This window comes from Ruicaihuangia caeni (genome assembly GCF_040536845.1).
Classification (GTDB): Bacteria; Actinomycetota; Actinomycetes; order Actinomycetales; family Microbacteriaceae; genus Ruicaihuangia; species Ruicaihuangia caeni.
This window is the reverse complement of the sequence record NZ_CP159582.1, coordinates 1,070,699-1,097,625: the sequence shown is the minus strand read 5'-3', so window position 1 is coordinate 1,097,625 and position 26,927 is coordinate 1,070,699. Positions and strand designations below refer to the sequence as shown.

Genomic DNA, 26,927 nt, shown 5'->3' with positions numbered 1-26,927 from the left:
CTCTGGCCGAGACGGGCAGCGGTGGGCGCCGCGAGGCCGCGATCGAGGTGCCGCATCAGCTCACGTGCACTGAGGGGCGGCGCTTCGGGTCGGGCTCGCTCTCGCGCAGCACTTCGCGGGTGACCGACGCGACCTCGCCGCCGCCGGTGAAGAGGAACTTGAACATGTTCGTGATGGGGTTGCCCTCGGTCCAGGCGAAGTAGATGGTCGGCACCACGCCGGTGAGGTTGCGGATCTCGAGCAGCAGGGCCGCGAGCGCGTTCGGGATGCTGGTCGCTCTGACCCGAAGCACGCGAAAGCCCCCGACGCGAGCTCCGACCACGCGGAGGTCGTCCTCGAAGTCTGAGGAGTCGGCCACCGTCACTTCGAGGAAGATCGTGGGGGAGTTCGACGGGATGTGGCTGAACCGGCGCTCGTCGAGGTTCTTCCGGCGGTACTCCTCCGGAGAGTCGACATCCGGATCGTGGGCGATGATCCGCACAGCACCGCGCTCGGCATCCTCTCTGATGAACTCGAGAGCCTGGGCATCGAAGGTCACGGACGTCGCCCGCAGCTCGAACGAGCGCTGCACGCGCGAGACCAGCGAGACGGCGACGATCCCCAGGATGAATAGGCTCGCGATGCGGATGCCGTCGGGCCGCTCGATCACGTTCGCCACTGTGGTGTAGATGAACACCACGGAGACCGTCGCGAATCCGATGGTCGAGGCGCGTCTTCGGCGACGGCGGGCCGAGAGCGTGACGGCGATCGCGGCGAATGTCATGAGGACGAGCACGCCGGTCGCGTACGCGCCGCCCTGTGCATCCACGTCGGCACCGAACTCGATCGTGATCAGGAACGCGATCGCCGTGAACACGAGCACGAGGGGCCGGATCGCCCGAGCCCACGCGGGCGCCATTCCGTACCTGGGCAGATACCGCGGAACGAGGTTCAGCAGCCCGGCCATGGCAGAGGCGCCGGCGAACCAGAGGATGAGGATCGTGCTGGCGTCGTACACGGTGCCGAACTCGGCGCCCAGGTACTTGTGCGCGAGATAGGCGAGTGCTCGTCCATTCGCTTCGCCGCCTGGCTCGAACTCCTGATGCGGAATGAGCAGTGTCGTCACGAAGCTCGAGGTGAGCAGGAACCCGCTCATGATCAGCGCCGCCGTCGTTAGTAATCGCTTCGTGCCCTTGATTCGGCCGACAGGATCGTTCTCGGTATCGCCCCGCCTGCCCTGCACCTGCGGCATGACCGCCACCCCGGTCTCGAACCCGGAGAGGCCGAGGGCGAGCTTCGGGAACACGATCAGCGCGATGCCCGCGATGACCCATGGGTTGCCGTGCTGCGTCGTCAGCGCCGCCCACCAATCGGGGATCGCCACTGGGTGCAGCAGCACCTCGTAGATGGCAACTGAGATGACCACTGCGTTCATCGCGAGGTAGACCGCCACGACGGGCACGGCAATGCCGATCGCCTCTCTGAATCCGCGGAGGAACACCGCGCCGAGCACAGCGATGAGGCCAAGCGTCAGTGGCACCTGGCTTCCTTCGAGCCAGCTCGGCGTGAATGGATTCTCGAGGATGTGCGCGGTCGCGTCGGCCGACGAGAGCGTGATGGTGATCATGAAGTCCGTGGCCGCGAATCCGAGCAGCACGAGCACGAAGAGCTTTCCCGCCCACCACGGCAGCAGCCGCTCGAGCATCGAGATCGAGCCCGACCCCCTGAAGCTCTCACTCGCCACGCGACGGTAGACCGGCAGAGCGCCGGCGAGCGTGAGCGTGACGAGCACGATGGTTGCGAACGGCGAGAGGATGCCGGCGGCCAGCGCCGCGATCGCCGGCTGATAACCGAGCGTCGAGAAGTAGTCGACGCCGGTGAGACACATGACTCGCCACCAGGGGTGAGTGGCGTGGACCTTCACGGCGTGCGGCCCCTGATGCCGCCCGACGGCATCCGTCAGTCCGTCGAGCAGCCAGCTTCGCAGTCGCGACGCTCGAACCGTCATGAGCCACTCCATGCAGGGCGGCTCCGCGCGGACCCGCGCTGCACCGACAGCGTACTGCCGCAGGCGCGGACTTCAAGCGGACCGTACTCGATCCTCCGGGGTCAGCGGAACGGCCGAACGGTGCATGTGCAGGGAGCTTGGCGGTCTCGACTGCTCGATCGCGGCCCCGACGAGGGTCACTCGGTGGGACGCCCAGCGGCGCGGTCTCCGAGCCTTCCCTACGATGACGGGTTGATCCCCTTCACCGAAAGGACAAAGATGTCTCGCACTCTGAACCGGAAGCGCACTGCGTTCATCGCCACTTCCGCAGCAATCGGACTCGCCCTCACCGGCTGTGCCGCCGGGAATGGCGGCGATGAGGGAGACAAGGCCGCCAGCACCACCACCCTCACCTTCGCGACCAGCTTCACCGACGATCACCCGCACAACCGGTGTGGCTCGTTCGTCATCCGCGATGCAATCAACGAGCAGACCGACCTCGGACTGAAGATCGACGTCTTCACCAACAGCCAGCTGGGCCCCGACACCGAGCGATTCGAAGCGCTCAAGTCGGGCGACATCGACCTCGATCTGCAGGGCCCCTCGGCGCTGTCGAGCATGTACCCCGAGATCGGCGTCATCGACACGGCGTATGCGTTCGACGGCGCAGACCACGCGTTCGAGTTCTTCGACAGCGGCGCTGCCGACGAACTCACTGATGGCCTGCTCGAGGCGACCGGCTACCGCACGCTGGAGCCGTTCTTCTTCGGCATGCGCAACTTCAGCGCGAACTCGGCGATCCGCACGCCGGAAGATCTTGCGGCGCTGCAGATGCGCTTCCCCGACAGCCCGCAGTTCCTCATGAACGCGGAGGCAGTCGGCGCGACTGCCGTCGCGGTCGCGTTCGAGGAGATCTACGTCGCGCTGCAGCAGGGCATCGTCGACGGTCAGGAGAACCCCATCCCGACCGTCAAGTCGATGAGCCTCGATGAGGTGCAGACTCACGTGAACCTCAGTGAGCACCAGACCGGCGTCCAGCTGTTGCTCGTCAACGATGACACCTGGCAGAGCCTCACCGACGAGCAGCGCGACGCCCTCACCGAGGCGGCAGCTGACGCGCGGCAGCAGGACTACGACTGCATCGTCGAAGCCGAGCAGGCGATCATCGACGAGTGGGAAGAGACCGGTGCTGTCACGGTTGTGAAGGACGTCGACAAGGCCGCATTCGCGAACAAGGCCGAGTCGTACTTCATGAACAAGTACACGGGTGAGCGCCTTGAGTTCTACAAGGCCATCCGCGAGAGCGCGCCCTCGAACTGAGTCAACTCCGGCATCACGCCTGACAAGAGACCGAGCGCCCGGGCGGCTGAGCCCGCCCGGGCGCTCGGCTCTTTCGCCCCCGCCTGCTTCCAGCCTTCGCTGGTTTCGCTGGCCCGGATGCACCAACCATCGCAACGACCCCGAAAGGCCCCCACATGCGCGCGATCGTGAAGACGGCCCCCGAACCAGGCGCTCTCGAACTCCGCGAGGTCGAAACGCCCGTGCCCCGGCCCGGTCAAGCGCTCATCAAGATCACGGGCGCCGGAATCTGCGGCACCGACATCGCCATCTGGCGCTGGCACGAGCAGATCGTCGGCCAGTACAACGCGATCTTCCCGCTGGTGCCCGGACACGAGATGGCCGGCACGGTGGTCGAGTCGACCACGGGAGAGCTCGCGCCGGGCACGCTCGTCGGCGTGAACCCCCAGATCGCATGCGGTCGGTGCGAGTACTGCGCCGTCGGACGCTCGACACTGTGCGTTCGCCGAGTCTTCATCGGCGGCGGCATCAACGGCGGCTGGGCGGAATACGCGGTGGTGCCCGAGAAGAACTGTTTCGCCGTGCCCGAGGGGTGCGACCCCGCCGTCGCGCCGCTCATGGAGCCATTGGCCGTCGCGGCGCACGCGGTGATCGAGCGCGTGCCGCCCGTTCCCGGTGACCTCGTCGCAGTCATCGGCTGCGGGCCGATCGGGTTGCTCACGCTGGTGCTCGCGCGCAACGCCGGCGCGGCGAACGTCGTGGTCACGGGAACCAGGGCCGATGCGGCACGGCTCGAGCTCGCCCGCGAACTGGGCGGCATCCCGGTCAACATCGACGAGACCGACCCGGTCGACGTGGTGCGGTCGCTCGGCTGGGATGGCGCCGACATCGTCTACGAGACGAGTGGCAATCCTGCGGTTCCCGAGCAGGCGATCTCGATGGCGCGCCGAGGCGGCAGGCTGGCACTCGTCGGGCTGGCGTCGCGGCCGAGCGAGCTGCTGATGACGCCGATCGTCCTGCGCGAATTGGAGCTCATCGGCTCGCGCGGCTACAGCGAGTCGACGTGGAACGCGCTGTTGCGGGTGCTGCCTGCAGTGCACGTGGATGCCCTCAAGGTCGTGTCGCACCGGATGCCGCTCACCGATGTCGAAACGGCGCTCGAGCTGCTGACGAGCTCGCGCAGCGCGAACAAGATCCTCCTCGTTCCATAGGCCTCGTCCGCGACTCGACCACCCCACATCTGCTGAAAACTCTGAACGAAGGAGCCCACATGATCACCGCTGACGCTGTGCTGTCGATCTGGCACGACATCGAACCCTCCGCGCAAGACGCGTATCTCGAGTGGCACACGCTCGAGCACATGCCCGAGCGGGCCTCCATCGACGGGTTCGTCCGCGGCCGCCGGGGAGTGGCGCTCGATCCCGCGCAGTCGCCGAAGTACCTGACGCTGTACGAAGCGCGAGAGGCTGAGATCTTCCGTTCGACGCAGTACCTCGAGCGTCTCGACAATCCCACGCCGTGGACACAGCGCATCCAGCCGTCGTTCCAAAACTTCGTGCGGTACGCCAACGTGCCGGCCTTGCAGAAGGGATTCGGCGACGGCGCTTTCGTCACCACGGCTCGCATCGAAGCAGTTGGTGACGCCACTGCGACGTTCGCTCAGCTGGAGGCTCGCCTGCGTGCCCTCGTCGACGAGCTCGGCGAACTGCCGAAGGTGAGCTCGGTGTTCCTCGGTGAGTCGCGTGACGAGATCACCGACTACAAGACCGAGGAGGCCGAACTGCGCCCGGTCAACCCCGAACTCGACGGCGTGCGTCACCTCGCGGTGATCTTCGTCGACACACTGACCGCGGATGCCGCCGGCCCCGTGCGCGAGAAGATCGAGGCGCTCGCCGCCGAGCTGGGCGACGCTCGTATCGGCCACTGCTCCACGTTCCTCGTGGACTACATGGTCGACGAGACGCACGTCACCCGCACCCCGTTCGACGCCGACGCCATCGAGCGTCGCTCCAAGTAAGGACTGACGGATGCTGGCCCTCTCGCTCACTGGCGAATGCGATGTGGCAGTGCTCGACGTGGCCCCGGCGCCGCAACCCGCACCCGGGGAACTGCGGATCGCCGTGCGCGGGCTGGGCCTGTGCGGCTCAGACCTGAGCCGCTACCTCGGGCATCGCGGCGTGCCACGGCTGCCGTGGGTGGTCGGCCACGAAGCCTTCGGCACGGTGACGGCTGTGGGCGACGGGGTCGACCCGTCGAGAGTGGGCGAGACAGTCGTGATCGAACCGATCATCGGCTGCGGCGAGTGCCTGCGCTGCACGGGCGGCATGTCGGCGATCTGCGAGAGCCGGCGCGTGCTCGGCATGACCGAGGCGGGAGCGGGCAGTGAGCACTACACGCTGCCGGCCTCGCACGCGCACACTGTTCCGGCAGAGTGGCCCCTAGCCGTGCTCGGTTGCATCGAGCCGCTCGCCGTCGCCGCGAAAGCGGTCGAACTCGCCGACGTGCGCGAAGGCGACAGTGTGCTCATCATCGGAGGCGGTGCTCAGGGGGTCTTCGTGGGGAAGCTGCTGCAGGCCCGAGGCATCCGAGTCGAGCTCTCCGAAATCCAGCCCGAGAAGGCCGCGTTCGTCGCCGACCTCGGCATCGGCCCGAGGAGTGCGCCGGATTCCCGGTACTCCCGCGTGTTCGAGGCGTCGGGCAGCGCCGGTGGTTGGAAGTCGGCGCTCGCCGCAGTCGAGCCAGGCGGAGCCATCGTGCTCGTGGGAATGGGCAGCGCTCCGCTCGAGTTCACGAGCGAAGACCTCGTACTGCGCCAGGTGCGCGTGCTCAGCAGCTACGTGTACGACCACCCCACAGGGTTCGAGCGCGCGATCAACGCGGTGCGCGATGGAGCGATCGACGTGGCGCCCGTCGTCAGCGCGGTCGTCCCCGTCGCCGAGGCGTCTCGGGCCTACGAATCGGCGCTGACCGCGCCGGGCAAGGTCGTGATCTCGTTCGAGGAATGGAGCCGTGACGCAGATGAGTGAATCCAAGAGCGCGGACGTGCAGCCGGCGCAAATGCCGCAGCACGCGGACGCAGCCTCCGAGAAGCCCGGTGGCGCGCGCTCCGTTCTCGTGACGGGCGGCAACGGCTTCATCGGCGCGTGGGTCGTGAAGAACCTGCTCGAGCGCGGACACCGGCCCATCGTGTTCGATGTGGGCGCCCCGAGCCCGCTGATCACCGACTTGCTCGGCGAACGGTTGAACGGCATCGAGTGGTTGACGGGCGACATCCGCGACGCTGCGCAGGTGAGCGACGCCGTGAGCGGTGTCGACGCCGTCGTGCACCTCGCTGGTGTGCTCACGCCGTTCTGCAACGAGCACCCGGTGAGCGGCGCCGAGATCAATGTCATCGGCACGGTCAACGTGCTCGACGCCGCCCGACGTCATGGCATCGCCGGCGTCTCGTACGCCAGCAGCGCGGCTGTCTACTCCTCCACCGCCCTCGATCTCAATCCGCGTTCGCTCTACGGGGCCTACAAGCTGGCTGCCGAGTTCACCGCGAAGGCGTTCTACGAGCAGTTCGGATTGAACTCGATGGGGCTGAGGCCACTGGTGGTCTACGGGCCGGGCCGCGAGAGCGGAGCGAGTGCGGGCATCGCGCTCGCCTGCCGCGCAGCGGCGCGAGGCGAGAGCTACGAGATCCCGCTGCACGGCCGCACCGACGCGGTGTACGTGGCCGATGTCGCCGACGCATTCGTGGTGAGCGCTCTCGAACCGCTCGACGGCGCGCACTCGTGCAGCATCGCGGGTACCGTGGTGGACATCGATGACGTGGTGCGCCTGCTCGGCGAACTCGTTCCGGGATCGGCGATCAGCCGCGGCTCGGGAGACCTCGGCATCCACGCTGAAGTCGGTGAACTCGATCTTCGCGCCAGACGCGACGATGTGCTGCGCACCGAACTGCGGGATGGCCTCGAGCAGACCATCGCGTACTACCGGCACTGACTTCGGCGGCAACTCAGCCGATGCGAGCCGGCTGATCCCTGAGGAGTGATGTGAGCGACCAACTGCTTCTGACGGCACGGGAGGTCGCAGCATCCGCCGCTGCACTGATCGCCGAACGGCGCGCCGTCGGCGTGAGCGTTGCTGCCAGCAAGTCGTCGTTGACCGACGTGGTCACTGAGACCGACCGCGAGGCTGAAGCGCTCATCCGCGGCATGCTTGCCGACGCGCGGCCGAACGACGGGTTCTACGGCGAGGAGTCAGGTGCCGAAGAGGGCAGCACCGGGCTCACCTGGGTGATCGACCCCATCGACGGCACAGTCAACTTTCTCTACGGCATCCCGCACTACGCGGTGAGCGTCGCGGCCGTCGAAGGCGACCCCGACCCGAAGAGCTGGCGCGCGCTCGCCGGATGCGTGCTCAACGTTCCGACCGGCGAAGAGTGGTGGGCCACCGCGGGCCAGGGCGCGTTCCTCGATGGCGAGCGGCTCGAGATCGCGTCCTACGTCGACCTCGATCACGCCCTTGTCGCGACCGGATTCGCGTACACGGCAGAGGGACGTCGCACGCAGGGCGAGATCGTCGCCGCGCTGCTGCCCCGCGTTCGCGACATCAGGCGAATGGGTACCGCGTCGCTCGACCTCTGCGGTGTTGCGGCCGGGCGGTTGAACGCCTATTTCGAGCGCGGCCTGCAACCGTGGGACCACGCAGCTGCGGCGCTCATCGCGAGCGAGGCGGGCGCGACGGTGCGCGGATGGCACGGCGCCGCGGATGCCGACCTCACCCTCGCGGCAGAGCCGAAGCTCGCGACAGAACTGCTCGACGTGCTCACCGAACTCGACGCCGGCCGCGGCGGGCGAATGGTTTGAGACGCGCCGAGGCGTCGCCCGGAAACTCGCGGATTTTTCGCTGAACGGAAACGGGAAGAAAATTCGACTCGCGAAGTCGGGTTGAGATTCGCTAGCCTTTATCAATCCGTTATCTGTTGACGTGTTCGGCAGATCAGAGTTCGTTTCGGCCCGCCGGGCCCGCCGCGTGAGGAGAGGTCGCTGCATCCAACCGGACACGCCGACGTGACTCAGCGCGGCGTCAACCCAGTCTCAGATCGCGGTTCCGGCACCCCCAGCCCCTCCGACGTTGCGGGCGCCACCGACTTCCCGCTCACGCGCAGAGCGCTGCGAGAGCTCGAACGTCGCGCGGAGCGCGAGCGCGCGGCGGCACTCGAGACCGCGCCGATGCGGATCATCTCGATGCCGTCGACCGGCGCCGTCGCCGCTCACTCGATCGACTCGCTGGCACAGGATGCCGCGGCATCCGCCACTCTTCAGCGTGAGACGGCGAAGAGCCTCGCCGAGGAGGCGCCTGCGTCGCCAGAGCTGTCGCCCGTTGAGACCGTGATGATGGCGATGGTCGAAGCGGCAGCAGAGGCGATGGAGACGACCTCGAGCGCCCTCGTAACTGTTGGGCCCGTGTCTGAGGCAGGGACGGCATCCGAGGCGAAGGTCGCCGAAACGACTTCTCAGACTTCCAACGGCGCCAGCGCGGCTTCTCCCCTCGCGGCCGACCTCGATGCCGCGCCAGCCGCAGCAATGGCGCCGGACGTTGAGCTCACCCGCCGTGCGGCAACGGCTCGCCGCCGTGCCGCGCGCTCCGATGCGCGCATCGCTCGGATCGCGAGGGCCCCGCGTGCCGCGTCGACGCCGCGGACCGCTTCGGCCGCCGCTTCGGCCCCACGCAAGGAGCGATCGGCGCGAACCGTCGGTGTGCTGCGCAAGGTGTACTCGGGAGCGGCGCTGCTCTTCGCCGGCGCGCTGCTCGTTGGCACCACATTGCCTGCCAATGCCTTCCGTTCCGAGAGCTTCACGGACGCGTCGACCTCGGCCGCGCTCAAGCCTGCAGCCCAGCAGCTCGCAATCGAAGACGGCAGCGCTGAAACTGTCGCGGCGCAGAGCCTTCGCGACGACTACACCGTCACGACGCGCGCGCAGGTGCTGCGCCAGACCTACGGCACCCGCAGCTACAACTACGTGAGCACGGGCACCGGTGCGATCCGGTGGCCCTTCCCATACACGGTGCCCATCAGCTCGGGCTTTGGTGACCGATCTGCGCCCTGCCGTGGGTGCTCCACGAACCACCGCGGGCTCGACCTGACGCCAGGCGCGGGAACGCCGATCTATTCGATCGCCGACGGAGTGGTGATCGAGGTCGGCAACGGGGGCAGCTACGGCCACTATGTCTACCTGCAGCACGAACTGAACGGTCAAACGGTCGTCACGCGCTACGCCCACATGCAGTGGGACTCCAGCCCCTTGGTCGTCGGCGACCCGATCGGCGTGGGTGAGTTCGTCGGTCTCGTCGGCAGCACCGGCCAATCGACCGGCCCCCACCTGCACCTTGAGATCCTCGTGAACGGCACGCACGTCGACCCTTACGTCTGGCTCACCGCGAACGCCAGTTGACTACGAACGCCAGTTGACCGCGAGCGTCAGCTGACCGCCGATCAGCGGGCCGGCAGTACCCAGACAGTCGTGTCAGCGGGCAGGATCCCGTCCGGCACCTCGCCGCTCGCGAGCAAGAGCGTTCCCTCGGGCACCCGCGCCTCGTCCGCACCGACGTTCGCCACGACGATGAGACTGTTGTTCCTGAACGCGAGCACCCCCTCCGGCATCCGCTCGCCCTCGAGCTCCGACAGCCATTCGAGTTCGCCGGCCCCGAGTGCGAACTCGGAACGGAGCCGCAACGCCGCGCGATAGAACTCGAGCGTGCTCGACGGGTCGCCGAGCTGTCTGTCACGGGCCAGTTCCCGCCACTCGGACGGTTGCGGCAACCAGGAGGAACTGCTCTCGCTGAAGCCGTACGCGGGCGCGTCGGCTTCCCAGGGGATCGGCACCCGGCATCCGTCACGTCCGTAGCGCTCGCCCTTGGTGCGGAACCAGGTCGGGTCCTGCCGTGCGTGGTCGGGCAAGTCGGTCACCTCAGGCAGACCGAGTTCTTCGCCTTGATAGACATAGGCGCTGCCGGGCAGGGCGAGCATCAAGCCGGTCGCCGCCCTCGCACGACGAAGCGCCGGCATCCGGTCGGGTAGGCCCTGAGTCTTGGGGCCGATGCCGTGCCCTTGGAGGTGGTCCTCGCCGAGCGCGAGGCGCGTCGCATGTCGGATCACGTCATGGTTGCTCAACACCCACGTGCTCGGGGCGCCTACGCCTCCGAACGCTGCGAGCGAGTCGTCGATCACTTCGCGCAGCGCATCGGCACGCCATGGGCTCATGAGATACGAGAAGTTGAACGCCTGATGCATCTCATCCGGCCGGACCCAGCTCGCCACCATCTCGAGCGGATCGACCCACGCTTCAGCGACGAGCACCCGATCGCCCTCGTACTCTTCGAGCAGCCGGCGCCAGTCGCGATACACCTCGTGCACGCCCTCCTGCGCCCAGTAGGGAACGATCCGCGCCTCGCGCGAGCCACCCAGACTGCCTCCCGCTTCTGGAAGCTCGAGGTCGGGCAGGCCCTCGGCCTTCACCAAGCCGTGGGCGACGTCGACACGGAACCCGTCGACGCCCCGGTCGAGCCAGAACCGCAGCACCCCTCTGAAGAGCTCCCGCACTGCGGGGTTGCTCCAGTCGAAGTCGGGCTGCGATGTGTCGAAAAGGTGCAGGTACCACTGGCCGGGCTCACCGTCTGCCTCGATCACGCGAGTCCATGCCGGCCCTCCGAAGACCGACTCCCAGTTGTTCGGCGGAAGCTCTCCGTGCTCGCCCTTGCCGTCGCGGAACAGGTACCGGGCGCGTTCGGGCGAGCCAGGCCCCGCCTCCAGCGCCGCCTGGAACCACGGGTGCTCGCTCGACGAGTGATTGGGCACGAGGTCGATGATCACGCGAAGGCCGCGCTGGTGGGCGGCTTCAAGCATCCGGTCGAAACTGGCGAGCGTGCCGAAGAGGGGGTCGACATCGCAATAGTCGCTCACGTCGTAGCCCGCGTCACGCTGCGGCGAACGGTAGAAGGGCGACAGCCACACGGCGTCGACTCCCAACTCGACGAGCGCGTCGAGCCGCGAGGTGATGCCCGGCAGGTCTCCGATGCCGTCACCCGAAGCATCTGCGAACGAACGCGGGTACACCTGGTAGATCACCGCGGTGCGCCACCACTCGGGCGGCGCGGATTCGCTTGCGGCTTGTTGCGTGACGTCGCGCTGTGCGCCCGCGTCATCCGTTGCGAATTCATGGGGGCCGGGATGCTGCAGAGGGTCAGCCATGCGGCCCACCATACGAGCGGCACGGTGGCGCGTCAGCCCCCTTCGAGTCGATCCGGTGCGGTCTGTCAGCAGTGCAGGCGTCAGCATGACGAGCGGGCAGTCGCCTCATCCGGGCCGAGTTGCTCGTACCTGCAGAAGCTGCGCACCCGGGCCAGAGTTGCCAGCCCGGGCCCGAGCAGCAACTCTCTCCGGCATGGCGAATCCTCGCCGCGACGGGCGTCGCTTCGCAAGCGACGTGGCCGGCCCCCGGGAGGCTTGCGCCACCGGCATCCGTTGAAAATCGCACTTCGCAGAGGTGCTATTCTTGAGCGGTTGCCTGCGCCGGGCGTCGATCCCGCAGGCTGCGCCCCCTTAGCTCATTGGTAGAGCACTTCCTTGGTAAGGAAGAGGTAGTGGGTCCGATTCCCACAGGGGGCTCGACTGACACTGAGCCTCGGTTCAGATGCCAGATCGTGGCTGGGTAGCTCAGTTGGTGAGAGCGCACGACTCATAATCGTGAGGTCGCGGGTTCGAATCCCGCCCCAGCTACAGTGGCCCATCCACGCAGTAGCGGGCAGTGGCTTCACGAAGTCGCTTGCCGGACTGCACCGGGCTCTTTCCTCGCGCCGATCGACCGGTCTTTTTCTCTGTGTTGCCGCGACCGTCAGGGTCGCGCGGACTGCGGGCTGACCGTTGGATACGTTTCAGCCTGCCGAGTCGCAAGACTTCGGGCGTCGTCCCCGGTGGCTCGCGGAGCGCCTCGGTCGACATCTCTTCCCTGGCAAGCCCGGCCCGAGGTGGCGGGGCTGCTGGAGAAGTTGTGGATAGAACAAGGGTGGGGTGTGACCGAGCCGGCCACACCCCACCGATCCCACTGACGTCAGGCGGCCTTGAGGCGGGCTCGACGAAGCACGACGAGGGCCGTGCCGAGGAGCAGCAGGGCCGCGCTCGCGGCGAGCGGCAGTGCGGGCGCCGCACCGGTTGCGGCAAGCATGCGGGCCAAGCTCACCGACACCGCCTGGACTGCGCCGGAGGACTGCCCTGTGACCACCAGGGTGTGCGTTCCGGCATCCAGAGCACTGAGCACCGAGGCGCTCAGCACGATCTGCGCTTGGCCGTTCACGATCGGGAACGTGCCGACGAACACGGGCGTTGAGTAGATGTAGACATCGACCCACGAGTCCGCCTCGGTCCACGGCAAGGTCGCCGTGTACGCCTGGGAAGGGCTCAGCGGGGAAGAGGGCAGTCCGGCGGCAGAAGGCTGCTGCACGGTCGCCCCGTTGGAGGAAAGGAACGCGGCCAGATCAGTCGAGTTCGCAACCGGCGCCGGAGCGGCCGGCTTCACCGGGGCGGTGACCTTCGCGGTCACATCGGCCCGCGCTTGCGCGTCGCCGTACCCGGCCTTGTGTCCGGTGATGTCGACGCCGATGAAGAAACCGATGTCATCTGCTGTCACCGTGTAGGTGGCGCCCGTCTCGCCGTCGATGGGACCGCCCATGTTCTCCTGAGCGCGGTACCACTGATAGGTGAAGGTCGCGCCCGCGGGCCAGTCGGCAACCTCCGCGGTCAAGGTGGATCCCACCTTCGCCTGGCCGGCGATGCTCACCGTGCCCGGAATCATGCGCTCTCCCGGGTGGAAGGTGTAATCGGTCCCGAGCCAGCCGATGCCGGTGACGGTGCTCTGCTGACCTTCATCGGCGAATACCCCGAAGCCGAGGATCTCCGCGTTCTGCTCGGCGATCAGTGCGCTGAGCAGTTCACCGAGAGCATCGGTCGCGTCGGCAGCGTATGCGGAACCAATGGCGCGGCTCGTGACCCACTGCTGATCCAGCGAGGCGATGTTCTGCCCGCTCGTCGGAGCGGCCGGGCGCAGCGTGGTGAAGTTCGGTGCGGCGACATCCTGACCGAAGAAGACAGGGATCTGGAAGTACGCCGGGTCACTGTCAGAAGTCGAGGTCCATGACACTTCGCCTCGGTCGACGGAGTTCATGAACAGTCGGTACTCGATCGAGGGACGCACCGATTCGTCGTACCCGTAGATCACCTGCGACTTGCCGGTCAACACCAGGCCGTCGGCCGTGACCTCGTGCGCGTTCACTGCACCGGGGTGGCCCTGGTGCCAACCGGTGTAGACCGACTCGTCAGGGGCGATGTCGCTGGCATACACCTCGGAGACGGTGTAGCCGAACGGATCCGGCGTACCCGGCGCCGCGTACGCGGGCGCGGCAGCCGCGACGGCCATTCCGCCGATCATCGTGAAGCCGACGCCGGCTGCCACGAGTCTGGCGGTACGGGGAGGGGGAGTTGACAGGGTTCTGCTCACAATGTCGCTTTCAGTCGCTGACGGATGAAGGTGGTGCAGATCCACGGAGACAGCGCGCACACTCGACACACCGAAAGTTCCTCAGATTCGGAAAAAATCTAGCAGAGGGGATGTCTGCCCTCGCGTGACGGGCCTTCGAAGGGCTCGAACAGGTGCATTTGATACGGTCGGGATGAAGCCACTTGTGCCGATGCGGTTGATGCAGAGCGTCCCGCGAGCCGAGGTGAGTCCTACCGAATCGTCGGTCGTTGATCGCGCGCAAGCGGCTGTCTGCTGCGAGAGATGACGATTACGAGGAGATTCATGCAGAACCGGAAACGCGTGGCAATCATCGGTGCCGGCCCCAGTGGGATGGCTCAACTGAGGGCATTCGAGTCGGCAGCCCGGTCGGGCGCCGAGATTCCCGAGCTCGTCTGCTTCGAGAAGCAGGCCGACTGGGGTGGACAGTGGAACTTCACCTGGCGCACCGGTCTTGATGAGCACGGCGAACCGGTGCACACAAGCATGTACCGAAACCTCTGGTCGAACGGGCCGAAGGAGGCCCTAGAGTTCGCCGACTACACCTTTGATGAGCACTTCGGGCGCCCGGTCTCGTCATACCCGCCGCGCGCGGCCCTCTGGGACTACATCGCCGGCCGCTTGGAGCACTCGAATGTGCGACGGTTCATCCGATTCAGCACGGTCGTGCGGTGGGTGGAGCCGGACGCCGAGAGCGGAACCTTCCGCGTGACTAGCGAGCACCTGCCAACGGGCGAGTCGACGATCGAGGAGTTCGACCACGTCGTCGTCGCGAGCGGGCACTTCTCATACCCGAACGTGCCCGACTACCCGGGCATCGAGACGTTCCCCGGATACATCTCTCACGCCCACGATTTCCGCGGCGCCGAGGCGTTCGAGGGTCGTGACGTGCTCGTGATCGGCGCCAGCTATTCAGCCGAGGACATCGGCAGCCAGGCGTACAAAATGGGCGCGAAGTCGGTCACTGCGAGCTACCGCAGCAACCCAATGGGCTACGACTGGCCCGAAGGCTTCGAGGAACGCCCCGCGGTCGTGCGTTTCGACGGCGACACCGTGCATTTCGTCGATGGCACCTCGAAACGAGTCGACGCCGTTGTGATGTGCACGGGGTATCAGCACAAGTACCCGTTCCTGCCGGGTGAGCTGGCCCTGGGCGGCCCGAACACCGTCTACCCCGAGGGGCTGTATCGAGGGGTGATCTGGCAAGACATGCCGAACCTCGCGTACGTCGGCGCGCAGGACCAGTGGTTCACGTTCAACATGTTCGACACCCAGGCCTGGTACGTGCGTGACCTGATCCTCGGTCGTGCAGAGCTGCCGGATGCCGAGGAGCGCGCGGCCTCGATGGCTGAGTGGCGCGAGCGGTTCCTGGCGATCCGCGACGCGGAGGAGGAGATCCGCTTCCAGGGCGACTACGTCAAGGATCTCCTCGAGCTCACCGACTATCCGCAGTTCGACGTCGACGCGGTCGTCCAGATCTTCTTGGCGTGGGTCAAGGACAAGGCCAAGGACATCATGGGCTACCGCGACCGGTGCTACCGGTCGGTGATGACCGGCACACTCGCCGTGCAGCACCACACGCCCTGGGTGGAAGAGCTGGACGACTCGCTGGAGCGATACCTGGCCGACCCGCGCGAGCTCGCTGCCGCAGCCTGATCGAAGTGTCGCAACTCGATCGCTGAGCGAGAGCCCTCCCTTCAGGGCATCCCGTGCGCCGCCTGGTTCCGATGCACTGACGCCACTGCGTCGGTTCGTGGGCCAGGCGGCGTGCTGCCGCCACAGCCCGAGCATCCCGCATGTATTGACAGCCGTCGATGATCTGGTTCAGACTTCCTGTATCGACCTTTGTCGATGCAAGGAGGTGATCTTATGGATGCCGAAACCCTGTGCTTCGAGTTGGGCTGTCCGCCTGCGCTCGACCAGAGTTGCTGCTCGTCTGGCTGCTGCTGACACGGTGAGTCGCTCCTGAGTGCACCAGGAGCGACTCGAATCGCGAACCCGCAAGCCAAGACCTCGAAGCGGTTCGGCGCATCCGTGACGACATCCGACTCCGTGTCGAGGCTCTCGTTGCAGAGCTTCTGCCGTCGACCCCGTGACCGCTCGGCTCGGCTTGCTATCGTCGAACCAGTGTCACACGATCCCTTTGCCCCAGCGCGTGAATTCGATTTCGACTTCGCGATAGTCGTCGCGGATGCCGCCGAGCCGGTGTTCACAACGGGCGAACTCGAGGCGGTCTACCCCTGGGCATCCTGCACGAAGCCGCTGACGGCCATGGCTGCTCTCGTCGCGGTCGATGAGGGAAGAGTGAGCCTTGACGCTCCCGCCGGCCCGGAGGGCGCCACCGTCCGTCACCTGCTCGCTCATGCCGCAGGTTACGCGTTCGACTCCGACACCATGATCGGGCAGCCAGGGCGCAGGCGCGGCTACTCCAACTTCGGCTTCGATGTGCTCGGCCGATATGTCGCCGATGCCGTGGGCATGACGTTCACCGACTGGCTCAGCCGCAGCGTGCTCCAGCCGCTCGGCATGCAGTCGGTCGTGCTGCGCGGTTCTCCTGCGGCCGGCGCCGCAGGAACGGTGACCGACCTCGCCCGTCTCGGCCAGGAGCTCATCGCCCCCACCCTGATCAGCAGCGACCTCCACCGGGAAGCGACGAACGTCGTGTTCCCCGGCCTGACCGGTGTGCTGCCCGGTTTCGGGCGGCAGGAGCACAACGACTGGGGCCTCGGATTCGAGATCAAGGATGGCAAGGCACCGCACTGGACGGGCAGCAAGAACTCCCCCGCGACGTTCGGCCACTTCGGGCAATCGGGCAGCTTCCTCTGGGTCGACCCGCAGCGTGAAGCCACCGCGGCGTTCCTCGGAGCGAGACCGTTCTCCAGCCGCCATCGCGACATCTGGCCCCACCTCAGCGACGCCATCCTCGACAATCTGCCCTGGTGACGGGCGCAGCGGCGCGCTGAGCAACGGTGTCAATCGACTGCGGCGTCACTGGACCGCGGCCCTCACGCATCCCCGAATGCAGGGCGCGGCAAAGCGAAGGGGCGCGACGTTCAACGCCGCGCCCCTTCATTGCTGCTTGATCACGCCGTCTGCTTCTCGTGCTTCCCTTCGGCGATCTCCTCGACCAGCTTCGCGTTGAAGGCAGGCAGGTCATCCGGCCGGCGGCTTGAGACGAGTCCCGCGTGGACCACGACCTCCTCATCGACCCAGTTCGCGCCGGCGTTCCGGAGGTCCGTCTTCAAGCTCGGATAGCTCGTGATCGTGCGACCATCGACAGTTCCGGCTTCGATCAGGATCCACGCGCCGTGGCAGATCACGCCGACCGGCTTGTGCTGCTCGAAGAACGCCTTGGCGAACCGGATCGACGGCTCATCCATGCGCAGGTGGTCGGAGTTCACGACCCCGCCCGGCAGCATCAGCGCGTCGAACTCGTCCGCGGTCACCGAGTCGGCTGCGCGGTCCACCGCCTGACTGTGACCCTTCTTGCCCTCGACCACTCCTGACTTGGGAGCGACGAGCACCGCGTTGCCGCCGGCATCCGTCACTGCCTGCCAAGGGCTCGTCAACTCCGAGTCCTCGTACCCGTCGGTGAGGAGGAACGCCACGGTCTTGCCATCGAGATTCGTCATGATTGCTCCCTTCGATTCGCTGACCACGGTAGGCAGCACGTCGGCATCCGGGGAGGGTGAGTCAGCGACCTCTCAGCGGATGCTGTCACCCGCTCAGCCCCGGTAGCATTGCCGCATTGCCGGCGCATCGCGCGCGTACCACCCGGCGTGAACCGCTACGGGACCACGCATGACCGATCGCATCACGCTTCGCTTCCTCGCCGCTCCAACCGATGTCGTCACCGACGGCACACGCGTGCAGGCCGGGCGCGTTCTCGAGTGGATCGACAAGGCGGGATACGCCTGCGCAAGCGGATACAGCGGGTCGTACTGCGTCACGGCGTACGTGGGCAATGTGCACTTCACCCGGCCCATTCGCCCGGGCAACCTCATCGAGGCCACCGCCCGCATCGTGCATACCGGACGCACCAGCATGCATGTGCTGGTCACGGTCGACGCCGCGGATGTGCGAGACAGCCGATTCGAGCGAGCCATGCACTGCCTGCTCGTGTTCGTCGCCGTCGACGAGCACGGGGCGCCGCGAACAGTGCCGCCGTGGCGGCCGACGAGCAGCGCCGACGAGAAGCTCTCACGCGGGGCCGTCGATCGTATCGAGGGACGTCGGGCGATCCACGACGTGATGCGGGCTCAGCAGTACACGGATGCCGGCACCACACCTCGCGAGACATTCCGGTTCCTCGCCGCACCCACTGATGCGAACTGGGGTGGGAAGGTGCACGGCGGGTTCGTGATGCGCTGGATCGACGAGGTCGCGGGCGCGCTCGCGACTGGCTGGGCCGGTCGGCAGGCGGTCGCCGTGTACTCGGGCGGCATCCACTTCTACCGGCCGATCCATCTGGGGCATGTGGTCGAGCTCGACGCGCGGCTGATCCACACGGGCGAGCACAGCATGCACGTCGCGGTGCATGTGCGCTCGGGCGACCCGCGCTCGCCGGAGCGGCAACTCACGACGCAGTGCATGAGCATCTTCGTGACGGTCGACGACGAGGGCAAGGCGCTGCCCGTGCCGCAACTGGAACTGCGCTCAGACGAAGACCGCCGCCTCGATGAGCACGCTCGCGACCTGATCGCCAGGCGCGCGGCCCTGCAGCCGATGCCCCTGCCCGCGGTGTGACGTCGCGGGATCCTGAGTCGCGGGATCCGTTGTGGTCGCGGCATCCGTTCTGCCCGTGCCCAGCGGTCACGCTCGAGTGTCTCCCGGCCTGGATGCTGTATCTTCTCGCGATCGGCGCCCTCGCTCTCGCGATGGGCGCCGTCGCTCTCGCGAGGGTTTGCTGCACGCGCGAGGGACCGTCGCAACCGCAGCAAACCCTCGCGTCGGATGCTGTCCAGCGCGCTGCTCGAAGAGTGCGGTCGCTCTCGGCTGCTGTCTCGGCGCGCGCCTTACTCTCGCGAAGGATGCGTCGCCCTCGCTAGGCATGCCGTCGCTCTCGGCGGGTGCTGTCTCTCTCGCGATGGGCGCCGTCGCTCTCGCGAGGTTTTGCTGCACGCGCGAGGGATGCAACCGTCGCAACCGCAGCAAACCCTCGCGTCGGATGCCTGTCTGGCGCGCTGCTCGAAGAGTGCGGTCGCTCTCGGCTGCTGTCTCGGCGCGTGCCTTGCTCTTGCGAAGGATGCCGTCGCTCTCTGCGTGTGCTGTCGCTCTCGGGAGGGGCGCCGTCGCTCTCGCGAGCGTTTGCTGCACGCGCGAGGGATGCAACCGTCGCAACCGCAGCAAACCCTCGCAGCGGCGACGGCTCGCAGGCGGCAAGCCGCCGCGCCGAGCAGGCCAGGCACCGAGCAAGCCGTCGCACCGCCTAAGCGAGCACCGAGCATGTCCCGAACGCAGCCCTCGCGGGCCAACCGGGCGCAGACCTACGCCGCGCCGGCCGGGTCCCCCGCGGCCAGCAGAGCAGCCCACACATCGGCGCGGGCATGGAATGTCGAGAGGTCGCGCCCCAGCAGCCGCTCGGCGGTGGCGACGCGGCTGCGCACGGTGTGCCGGTGCACGCCGAGTTCGCGCGCGGTCTGATCGAAGTGTCCGTTCGACTCGAGCCAGGCGCGCAGTGTGCGCACCAACTCGGTGCCCTCGGACTCGTCGTGCTCCACCAGCGGTCGCAACGTCGCCCCGGCGATCTGCCGCGCGTTGGTGCGCGCCAGGAACGCGAGCACTCCCTGCTGCGACACCGTGTCGAAGGCCACCACGCCGGGGCCGATCTCGAGGGCCCGATTCAACGCCTGCTGCGCCTGCTGACGGGCCTCACCGAGCCGCGCGTAGGTGACCGGGTCGGAAAGGCCGACCGGCATCGCGAACTCGCGCCCGAGTTCGTCGAGCAGCCCGATCGCGCCTTCCTCCAGCACCACGATCAAGCTGCCGTCGAGCAGGCCGAAGAAGAGGTCGCCGGGGCGCTGCTCCACCTGCAGGGCGAGCCAGTCGGTCGCGGCGTCGGTCGACCCCGTGGTGATCGGCGCGACCGCGACGCGCACAAGCCCAGAGGGGAGCGGGCCCCACATCTCGCGCGCAATGCCCGCTGCGAGCTCGATGCCGCCGCCGAACAGCGCGTGCAGCACTCCCGAGCGCAGGTGCGAGCGAGCCCGGTCGAGCGCGTGGTTCTGCTCGAGCGCGAGGCTCGCGAGGGCGATCACAGAGGTGAGCACGTCACGGCCGGCTTCGTCGAGGTCTCCCGAGCCTCCGAGGGCGAGCGCGCCGCGCAGCCGGCCGAGCCCCCCCAGCGTCTGCACGGTGAGCTGCTCGCCGCCGATCGTGATGGTCGAGCTGGCGCGCTGCCCGCGACGAACCAAGCGCGTGGCCTCTTCGCGCACCGCAGCCAACGTCTCGCCCTGCAGAGATTCCTCTGGGAAGACGCGCTCGAGCCCGCCGCCGGGGCTGAAGAGCGCCACCCAGTGGCCGAGCTGCCGCGAGAGCTCCGCCAGCGTGGCGTTCAGCCCGTCGGGGCGCAGCGCGGCGCGAGCGATCGCACCCTGCGCTTCGAGCGCCCAGGTGTTCCGCGCATAGGCATCGGCGGCGACCATGTCGGCCGCCGCGCGGATCAGCGCGATGAACGGCGTGCGGTACGGCACCTCGAAGAGCGGCATCCCGAACCGGTCGCAAGCTTCGATCAGTTCAGCGGGAGTGCCCTCCCTGATCACCTCGGTGCCGAAGCCGAGTCCCAGGATGCCGCAGGCGACGAGCCGCTCGACGTACTCGTCAGCAGAGGTCGCCGCCGGCCCGGCACCGAACTGAGTGCCCGTCGTGAGCAGCACCTGACCCGACGACAGGAACGGGGTCGGGTCGGCGAGATCCGAGCTGTGCACCCACGCGGCCGGCTCATCGAGTCGTGAGAGGGAGGCGGCATCCGTGCTGAGCAGGGTGAGCTTGAACTCCGGGGTCGCCAGGAGGCGGCGCAGGGTGGCTGGCACAGCAGCATCCGACCTTTCTTGAGCAGTGAAGCGGCCGGCGTCGCGGACGCACGACCGAAGCCCCTCGCCCGCGTTGTAGGCCGTGCATTCCGACCATGTACACGGCGGTGAAGGCGACTGCTCATAATGTACAACCCGTCGAATGTGAAGCCGTGCAGAGCGCGCCTAGCATGGCTCTCGTCCGGGCAGCCCCTCTTCCGCACTGTCGCGACCACTCAGGCCGCGGCGTTCACGAAATGGTCAGCCGCGGCGCGCAGGATCTCCAGAGGATCACCGCGCGCCCGGTCGCTCGGCCCGGGTCCACAGAGTCGTCTTAGAGAGTCGAGGAGCAACTATGACCATGACCGACAACACCGCTGCAATCGTCGGCGGTCCCGAGCTTCCCCAGGAGCGCAAGCTCGTCACCGAGATCCCTGGCCCTGAGTCGAAGAAGCTCATGGCCCGCAAGCAGGCCGCGGTCTCCAAGGCCGTGGGCGCCACCGTGCCGGTGTTCACCGTTGCAGCAGGCGGCGGCGTGCTCGTCGACGCCGACGGCAACTCGCTCATCGACTTCGGCTCCGGCATCGCCGTGACCGGCGTGGGCAACTCGAACCCCCGCGTCGTGAAGGCGATGGCCGAGCAGCTCAACCGCTTCACGCACACCTGCTTCACCGTCACGCACTACGACTCGTACGTCGAGGTCGCAGAGGCGCTCAATCGCCTGACCCCTGGCGACTTCGAGAAGCGCAGCGCCCTCTTCAACTCGGGTGCAGAGGCTGTTGAGAACGCGGTGAAGATCGCGCGTCACTACACCGGCAAGCAGGCCGTCGTCGCGTTCGACCACGCCTACCACGGCCGCACGAACCTCACGATGGGCCTTACCGCCAAGAACATCCCGTACAAGAGCGGCTTCGGCCCGTTCGCGCCCGAGGTGTACCGCGCGCCGCTGTCGTACCCGTTCCGTGACGGCGGCCTCGACGGCGTCACCGCGGCACGCAAGGCGATCAGCACCATCGAGAAGCAGGTCGGCGCAGAGAACCTCGCTGCAATCATCATCGAGCCCATCCAGGGCGAGGGTGGCTTCATCGTTCCCGCCGAGGGCTTCCTCCCCACGCTGGTGGCATGGGCTCGCGAGAACGACGTCGTGTTCATCGCCGACGAGGTGCAGACCGGCTTCGCGCGCACCGGCGCCATGTTCGCCAGCGACCACGAGGGCATCGCACCCGACATCATCGTGACGGCCAAGGGCATCGCCGGTGGCCTGCCGCTCTCGGCCGTGACCGGACGCGCCGACATCATGGACCACCCGCAGGTCGGCGGCATCGGCGGCACCTACGGCGGCAACCCGATCGCGTGCGCCGCGGCCCTCGCGACGATCGAGTCGTACGAGCAGGACGGCCTCGTGCAGCGCGCCCAGGAGATCGGCACCACGATGATGGGCCGCCTCAACGCGCTCGCCAGCGAAGACCCCCGCATCGGCGACGTCCGCGGACGCGGTGCGATGGTGGCGATCGAACTCGTCGACCCGGCCACCAACGAGCCTGACGCAGAGCTCACCGGCAAGATCGCGAAGTACGCGCACGAGCACGGCGTGATCCTGCTCACCTGCGGCACCTACGGAAACGTCATCCGCTTCCTCCCGCCGCTCACCATGCCCGACCACCTGCTCGACGAGGGTCTGCGCATCGTCGCAGACGCGATCGCCGCGGCCTGATCGAGCGGTGCGGATGCCGCGGCCGACGGCTCCGGCATCCGCACCCCCTCTTGAACTTCCACACACTCCGACGGAGGAGCACGACATGACCATGACCGTGACGAGCACCGAGCGCGACCTGCTCGAGCGCGTGCCGAACCAGCTGTACATCGGCGGCGAGTGGGTCGACGCCGACGGCGGCAAGACCATCGAGGTGCGCGACCCCGCCACCTACGAAGTGATCCGCGAGATCGCCGACGCGACCGTCGAAGACGGCGTGCGCGCGCTTGACGCCGCCGCCGCTGCTCAGGAGGAGTGGGCCGCGACCCCGGCCCGCGTGCGCGGCGAGATCCTGCGCAAGGCGTTCGACCTGCTGCAGGAGCGCAAGGAAGACTTCGCTCTGCTCATGACGCTGGAGATGGGCAAGCCCCTCGCCGAAGCGCGTGGCGAGGTCGCCTACGGCGGTGAGTTCCTGCGCTGGTTCTCCGAGGAGGCCGTGCGCATCGACGGGCGCTACGGCGCGAACCCAGAGGGCACCGGTCGCATGATCGTCACGCACCGCCCAGTCGGGCCGTGCTACCTGATCACCCCGTGGAACTTCCCGCTCGCGATGGCCACCCGCAAGCTGGGCCCGGCGCTTGCCGCGGGCTGCACCGCCGTCGTGAAGCCGGCCACCCTGACGCCGCTGACCACGCTCGCCCTCGTCGCCCTGCTCGAAGAGGCCGGACTGCCCAAGGGAGTCGTGAACGTCATCACGACCACGTCGACCTCGAAGCTGTCCGAGGCGCTCATGTCAGACCCTCGCCTGCGCAAGGTCAGCTTCACCGGCTCGACCCCGGTGGGCGTCGGCCTGCTGAAGCTCGCCGCGAACAACGTGCTGCGCACCTCGATGGAACTCGGCGGCAACGCCCCGTTCGTCGTGTTCGATGACGCTGATCTCGACAAGGCGGTCGAAGGCGCACTGATCGCCAAGTTCCGCAACATCGGCCAGGCCTGCACCGCGGCGAACCGCTTCATCGTGCAGGAGGGCATCGCCGACGAGTTCGCGCGCCGCCTCACCGAGCGCGTCAAGGAGATGCGCGTCGGCCGTGGAACCGAAGAGGGAGTCGCCATCGGCCCGCTCATCGACGACAAGGCGGTCAAGAACACCGAGCGTCTCGTCAGCGACGCGGTCGAGAAGGGCGCGAAGGTGCTCGCGGGCGGCTCGCCCATCGATGGCCCGGGCTCGTTCTTCGAGCCGACGGTGGTCGACGGTGTGACCGACGGCATGGCGATCAAGGCGGAGGAGATCTTCGGCCCGGTCGTCAGCATCATCCGGTTCAAGGACGAGGCAGACGCCGTGCGCATCGCGAACGACAGCGAGTACGGGCTCGTCGGATACGTGTTCACCGAGGACTTCAAGCGCGGTCAGCGCATGATCGACCTCATCGACACAGGCATGATGGGGCTCAACGTGGGCGTCGTCTCCAACGCGGCCGCGCCCTTCGGCGGCGTCAAGCAGTCGGGCCTCGGCCGAGAGGGCGGTGCCGAAGGCATCCACGAGTACCTCGAGACGAAGTACACGCTCACCCCGAACCCCTTCGCCTGATCCATCGCGGATGCCGCGACGCCGCCGTGTCGAACGGCCAGCGGCGCCGGCATCCGCCCACGACCCGAGTGCTTCGCGCACTCACCAGACCTGCGGATGCCGAGTGCATTCGCGCAATACCTCGGATGTTGCGAGACCGGCTGTGATCCCAGACCGGCGCGCGACATGCGGAGCTGAGCAGCAGCGCCTCGCCACAAGCGGGGCGCTGCTGTGGTTAACCCGTCACCGTAGACTGTCGGGGTGCCAGTGAACCCCGAGCTCACCGGGCGCGAGTTCGCCCCCACCGCCCCGTACCTCGTCGGTCGCGAGAAGGTGCGCGAGTTCGCGCGCGCCGTGCTCGCCACCAGCCCGCTCAACCACGACGCCGACGCAGCCCGTGCTGCCGGCTACGCCGATGTGGTGGCCCCGCCGACCTTCGCCGTCGTCGTGCAGGAGCACACGCTCGCACAATTGCTGGCCGAGCCGGATGCGGGCATCGACTTCAGTCGCGTCGTGCACGGCGACCAGCGCTTCAGCTACACCCGCCCGATCGTCGCCGGCGATGAGCTGACCGCGCGCCTCACGGTTTCGGCGGTCAAGACTCTCGGTGCGCACAGCATGGTCACCGCCGTCTCTGACATCACGGATGCCGAGGGGGCGCATGTGGTCACGGCCACCTCGACGCTCGTAGTGAGGGGAGACGAATGAGCAGCATCAAGGTCGGCGATGTGATCGCCGAGCGCGACTTCCACCTGACGCGTGACACGCTCGTTCGGTATGCCGGAGCTTCTGGCGACTTCAATCCCATCCACTACCGCGACGATGTAGCCGCGTCGGTCGGGCTTCCCGGTGTGCTGGCTCACGGCATGCTGACCATGGGCTTCGCCGTGCAGCCGGTCGTCGACTGGCTCGGCGGTGACAGCGGCCGCGTCATCGACTACCAGGTCAAGTTCACCCGTCCGGTGGTCGTCGACCCCGAGTCGGGGGCCGACGTCTCCGTCGTCGCCAAGGTCGGCGCGGTCGACGAGGCCGGAGCGCGGATCGACCTCACGGTCACCTACGCCGAACAGACCGTGCTCGGCAAGGCGCAGGCCAGGGTGAGCTTGCCCGCGTGACGAACCTCTCGGAACTCACAACGCTGAGGGTCGGCGGCCCCGCCGAGCGGATCATCGCGCCTGCCACGACGCGCGAGCTCGTCGAGAGCGCGCTGGAGGTTTGGGCGTCGGGCGATGAGTGGTTCGTGCTCGGGGGCGGGTCGAACGTCGTCATCGCCGACGAGGGATTCCACGGAACCGTGATTCGGGTGGTCACGCGCGGCATCGAGGTGTCACGCGACGCGGGGCACGTGTGGGCGTCATCGGCGCTCGGGCGGGATCTGACGGCTGCGGTGCCGCCGGCATCCGCGGTGATCAGTGCGATCGCCAGCGAGGCGGCTCCGGCGGCGGAGGTGACCGCGACTCTCGCTCGTACCGCCAAGCAGCCTTCGAAGGTGTATCTGCGCGTGCAGGCGGGTCAGAACTGGGATGAGCTGGTTGCGTGGACCGTCGAGAACGGCTGGTCGGGCATGGAGGCACTCTCGGGCATTCCAGGCTCGGTCGGAGCCGCACCCATTCAGAACATCGGCGCGTACGGCCAGGAGATGGCTGACGTGCTCACCGCGGTCGAGTTCCTCGACTACGAGACCGGTGAGGTGCTTCGGCTTCCCGCGGGTGAGCTCGGCTTCGGCTACCGGACCAGCGTGTTCAAGCAGGGACGCAGAGGCATCGTGCTCGCGGTCGAACTCGAGCTCGACGACATCCTGGGCGCGAGCGCGCCGATCGCGTATCCGCAGCTCGCCGCGGCGCTCAGCGCTGAGGTCGGCGACCGAGTGCGGGTCTCGGAGGTGCGGGATGCCGTGCTCGCCCTGCGCGCTTCGAAGGGCATGGTGCTCGACGAGGCGGATGCCGACAGCTGGAGCGCGGGCTCGTTCTTCACCAACCCGATCGTCAGCGAGGAGTTCGCGCGCGCGTTGCCGCCCGACGCGCCGCGCTGGCCGCTCTGGGATGAGCCGCAGGATCTCGCGGTGCCGCTCGGCGCTGAGCCCGCCTCTCCGCCGGAGCATGAGGAGCGCATGGTGAAGCTCAGCGCCGCGTGGCTCATCGAGCGCTCCGGCATCTCGCGCGGGTTCCGGCTCACGGGCTCTCGCGCCGCGATCTCGAGCAAGCACACCCTGGCGATCACCAACACCGGGGGCGCGACCGCAGCGGAGGTGCTGCAGCTCGCGAGTTTCGTGCAGACCCGGGTCATGTCTGAGTTCGGGGTGCAACTGCAGCCGGAGCCGGTAGTGCTCGCGCCGCCCGTCGAGTACCACGGCTGACTCAGCCCGTCGAGCAACGCGGCTCACGCGGACCGTCGGGTCGGGTACGCAGCTGACTTCAACTCGTCGAGCACCTCGGCAGACGGCCGCCCATCGAGTACCGCAGCTGATTTCGGCCGTCGAGCACCGCGGCCGACTCGAACCGTCTTTCAGAGCGCGTGATGCGGCCGGGTTTCAGGCCCTGGAGTGTCGCCGCGCTCGCCGGCGAGCCGCGTGACGCCTCGGCTGACGGCATCCGCTGCCAGCACTGTCACGTCCCGTCGCGGTGCCCATCGCCGTCGCTGCCGCAACTGTCGCCGTGCCGCCGGCGCTCCGAGCCGCTGCCTCAACGTTGCGCAGCCTCGAAGCTGCGCTGTCGCGAGGGCTTGCTGCACGTGCGCGGGTTGCAGCCCTCGCGGCTGCAGCAAACCCTCGCGAGAAGCCCCTGCCTCGCAAGAACCCACACCTCGCGAGAACCCACACCTCGCGAGAACCCAC

The 26,927-nt window shown here is 67.7% G+C and carries 20 protein-coding genes and 2 tRNA genes; 17 read left to right on the top strand and 5 right to left on the bottom strand.

All coding sequences use genetic code 11. The features are described 5' to 3' along the window. Positions 1-55: 55 nt before the first annotated feature. Positions 56-1,987, bottom strand: coding sequence for an amino acid transporter (locus tag ABV606_RS05000; protein WP_353988591.1), 1,932 nt, complete (start codon positions 1,985-1,987; stop codon positions 56-58). A gap of 258 nt (positions 1,988-2,245) precedes the next feature. Here ABV606_RS05000 and ABV606_RS04995 point away from each other — a divergent pair, with 258 nt between their 5' ends. The 7 genes from ABV606_RS04995 (at position 2,246) to ABV606_RS04965 (ending at position 9,708) form a co-directional block, all read left to right on the top strand. Continuing rightward, positions 2,246-3,286 (top strand): DctP family TRAP transporter solute-binding subunit, encoded by a 1,041-nt coding sequence (locus tag ABV606_RS04995; protein WP_353988590.1) that lies wholly within the window; start codon positions 2,246-2,248, stop codon positions 3,284-3,286. Between the two features lie 155 nt (positions 3,287-3,441). Then, complete coding sequence (locus tag ABV606_RS04990) at positions 3,442-4,476, top strand: zinc-dependent alcohol dehydrogenase (RefSeq protein ID WP_353988589.1); 1,035 nt, start codon at positions 3,442-3,444, stop codon at positions 4,474-4,476. Positions 4,477-4,535: 59 nt separating this feature from the next. Further along, entirely contained in the window at positions 4,536-5,282 is a 747-nt protein-coding gene (locus tag ABV606_RS04985; RefSeq protein WP_281488676.1) for a hypothetical protein, read from the top strand. A 10-nt stretch (positions 5,283-5,292) separates the two neighbouring features. After that, positions 5,293-6,291 carry a zinc-dependent alcohol dehydrogenase gene (locus ABV606_RS04980; RefSeq protein ID WP_353988588.1) on the top strand — a complete coding sequence of 333 codons (999 nt, stop codon included), beginning with the start codon at positions 5,293-5,295 and terminating at the stop codon, positions 6,289-6,291. Next, positions 6,284-7,252 (top strand): NAD-dependent epimerase/dehydratase family protein, encoded by a 969-nt coding sequence (locus ABV606_RS04975; RefSeq protein WP_353988587.1) that lies wholly within the window; start codon positions 6,284-6,286, stop codon positions 7,250-7,252. Before ABV606_RS04980 ends, ABV606_RS04975 begins: the two co-directional genes overlap by 8 nt. A 50-nt stretch (positions 7,253-7,302) precedes the next feature. Then, positions 7,303-8,118, top strand: a complete 816-nt coding sequence (locus ABV606_RS04970; RefSeq protein ID WP_353988586.1) for an inositol monophosphatase family protein — start codon at positions 7,303-7,305, stop codon at positions 8,116-8,118. 204 nt (positions 8,119-8,322) lie between these two features. Then, the gene (locus ABV606_RS04965; protein ID WP_353988585.1) at positions 8,323-9,708 is read left to right on the top strand and encodes a M23 family metallopeptidase; all 1,386 of its coding nucleotides are present in this window, start codon (positions 8,323-8,325) and stop codon (positions 9,706-9,708) included. A gap of 41 nt (positions 9,709-9,749) precedes the next feature. Here the strand turns inward: ABV606_RS04965 and ABV606_RS04960 are convergent, their stop codons facing one another. Next, positions 9,750-11,504 carry a glycoside hydrolase family 13 protein gene (locus tag ABV606_RS04960; protein ID WP_353988584.1) on the bottom strand — a complete coding sequence of 585 codons (1,755 nt, stop codon included), beginning with the start codon at positions 11,502-11,504 and terminating at the stop codon, positions 9,750-9,752. Between the two features lie 345 nt (positions 11,505-11,849). Between ABV606_RS04960 and ABV606_RS04955 the strand changes: the two genes are divergently transcribed. Together ABV606_RS04955 and ABV606_RS04950 are read left to right on the top strand one after the other, a co-directional pair. Continuing rightward, positions 11,850-11,921: transfer RNA gene (locus ABV606_RS04955), tRNA-Thr, on the top strand. Positions 11,922-11,958: 37 nt separating this feature from the next. Further along, positions 11,959-12,032 (top strand) — tRNA-Met (locus ABV606_RS04950). A gap of 331 nt (positions 12,033-12,363) precedes the next feature. Here the strand turns inward: ABV606_RS04950 and ABV606_RS04945 are convergent. Continuing rightward, positions 12,364-13,761, bottom strand: a complete 1,398-nt coding sequence (locus ABV606_RS04945) for a hypothetical protein (protein WP_353988583.1) — start codon at positions 13,759-13,761, stop codon at positions 12,364-12,366. A gap of 348 nt (positions 13,762-14,109) precedes the next feature. Here ABV606_RS04945 and ABV606_RS04940 point away from each other — a divergent pair, with 348 nt between their 5' ends. Together ABV606_RS04940 and ABV606_RS04930 are read left to right on the top strand one after the other, a co-directional pair. Further along, positions 14,110-15,480 (top strand): NAD(P)/FAD-dependent oxidoreductase, encoded by a 1,371-nt coding sequence (locus ABV606_RS04940; RefSeq protein WP_353988582.1) that lies wholly within the window; start codon positions 14,110-14,112, stop codon positions 15,478-15,480. 471 nt (positions 15,481-15,951) lie between these two features. Then, positions 15,952-16,767, top strand: coding sequence for a serine hydrolase domain-containing protein (locus ABV606_RS04930; protein ID WP_353988581.1), 816 nt, complete (start codon positions 15,952-15,954; stop codon positions 16,765-16,767). Between the two features lie 140 nt (positions 16,768-16,907). Here the strand turns inward: ABV606_RS04930 and ABV606_RS04925 are convergent, their stop codons facing one another. After that, positions 16,908-17,456 carry a type 1 glutamine amidotransferase domain-containing protein gene (locus ABV606_RS04925; protein ID WP_353988580.1) on the bottom strand — a complete coding sequence of 183 codons (549 nt, stop codon included), beginning with the start codon at positions 17,454-17,456 and terminating at the stop codon, positions 16,908-16,910. A 169-nt stretch (positions 17,457-17,625) separates the two neighbouring features. Between ABV606_RS04925 and ABV606_RS04920 the strand changes: the two genes are divergently transcribed. Further along, positions 17,626-18,570: an acyl-CoA thioesterase gene (locus ABV606_RS04920; protein WP_281488666.1), complete on the top strand. Its 945-nt coding sequence runs from the start codon at positions 17,626-17,628 to the stop codon at positions 18,568-18,570. A 740-nt stretch (positions 18,571-19,310) separates the two neighbouring features. Here ABV606_RS04920 and ABV606_RS04915 read toward each other — a convergent pair. Further along, positions 19,311-20,855 carry a PucR family transcriptional regulator gene (locus tag ABV606_RS04915; protein ID WP_353988579.1) on the bottom strand — a complete coding sequence of 515 codons (1,545 nt, stop codon included), beginning with the start codon at positions 20,853-20,855 and terminating at the stop codon, positions 19,311-19,313. A gap of 334 nt (positions 20,856-21,189) precedes the next feature. Here ABV606_RS04915 and gabT point away from each other — a divergent pair, with 334 nt between their 5' ends. The 5 genes from gabT to ABV606_RS04890 all read left to right on the top strand — a co-directional run bounded on the left by gabT (position 21,190) and on the right by ABV606_RS04890 (position 26,450). Continuing rightward, on the top strand, positions 21,190-22,548 hold the full coding sequence (gabT, locus tag ABV606_RS04910) for a 4-aminobutyrate--2-oxoglutarate transaminase (protein ID WP_353988578.1): 1,359 nt from the start codon (positions 21,190-21,192) through the stop codon (positions 22,546-22,548). An 85-nt stretch (positions 22,549-22,633) separates the two neighbouring features. Next, complete coding sequence (locus ABV606_RS04905) at positions 22,634-24,115, top strand: NAD-dependent succinate-semialdehyde dehydrogenase (RefSeq protein ID WP_281488663.1); 1,482 nt, start codon at positions 22,634-22,636, stop codon at positions 24,113-24,115. Positions 24,116-24,355: 240 nt separating this feature from the next. Then, positions 24,356-24,802, top strand: coding sequence for an FAS1-like dehydratase domain-containing protein (locus tag ABV606_RS04900; protein WP_353988577.1), 447 nt, complete (start codon positions 24,356-24,358; stop codon positions 24,800-24,802). Further along, entirely contained in the window at positions 24,799-25,209 is a 411-nt protein-coding gene (locus ABV606_RS04895) for a MaoC/PaaZ C-terminal domain-containing protein (protein ID WP_353988576.1), read from the top strand. Before ABV606_RS04900 ends, ABV606_RS04895 begins: the two co-directional genes overlap by 4 nt. Beyond that, complete coding sequence (locus ABV606_RS04890) at positions 25,206-26,450, top strand: UDP-N-acetylmuramate dehydrogenase (protein ID WP_353988575.1); 1,245 nt, start codon at positions 25,206-25,208, stop codon at positions 26,448-26,450. Before ABV606_RS04895 ends, ABV606_RS04890 begins: the two co-directional genes overlap by 4 nt. Positions 26,451-26,927: the final 477 nt, after the last annotated feature.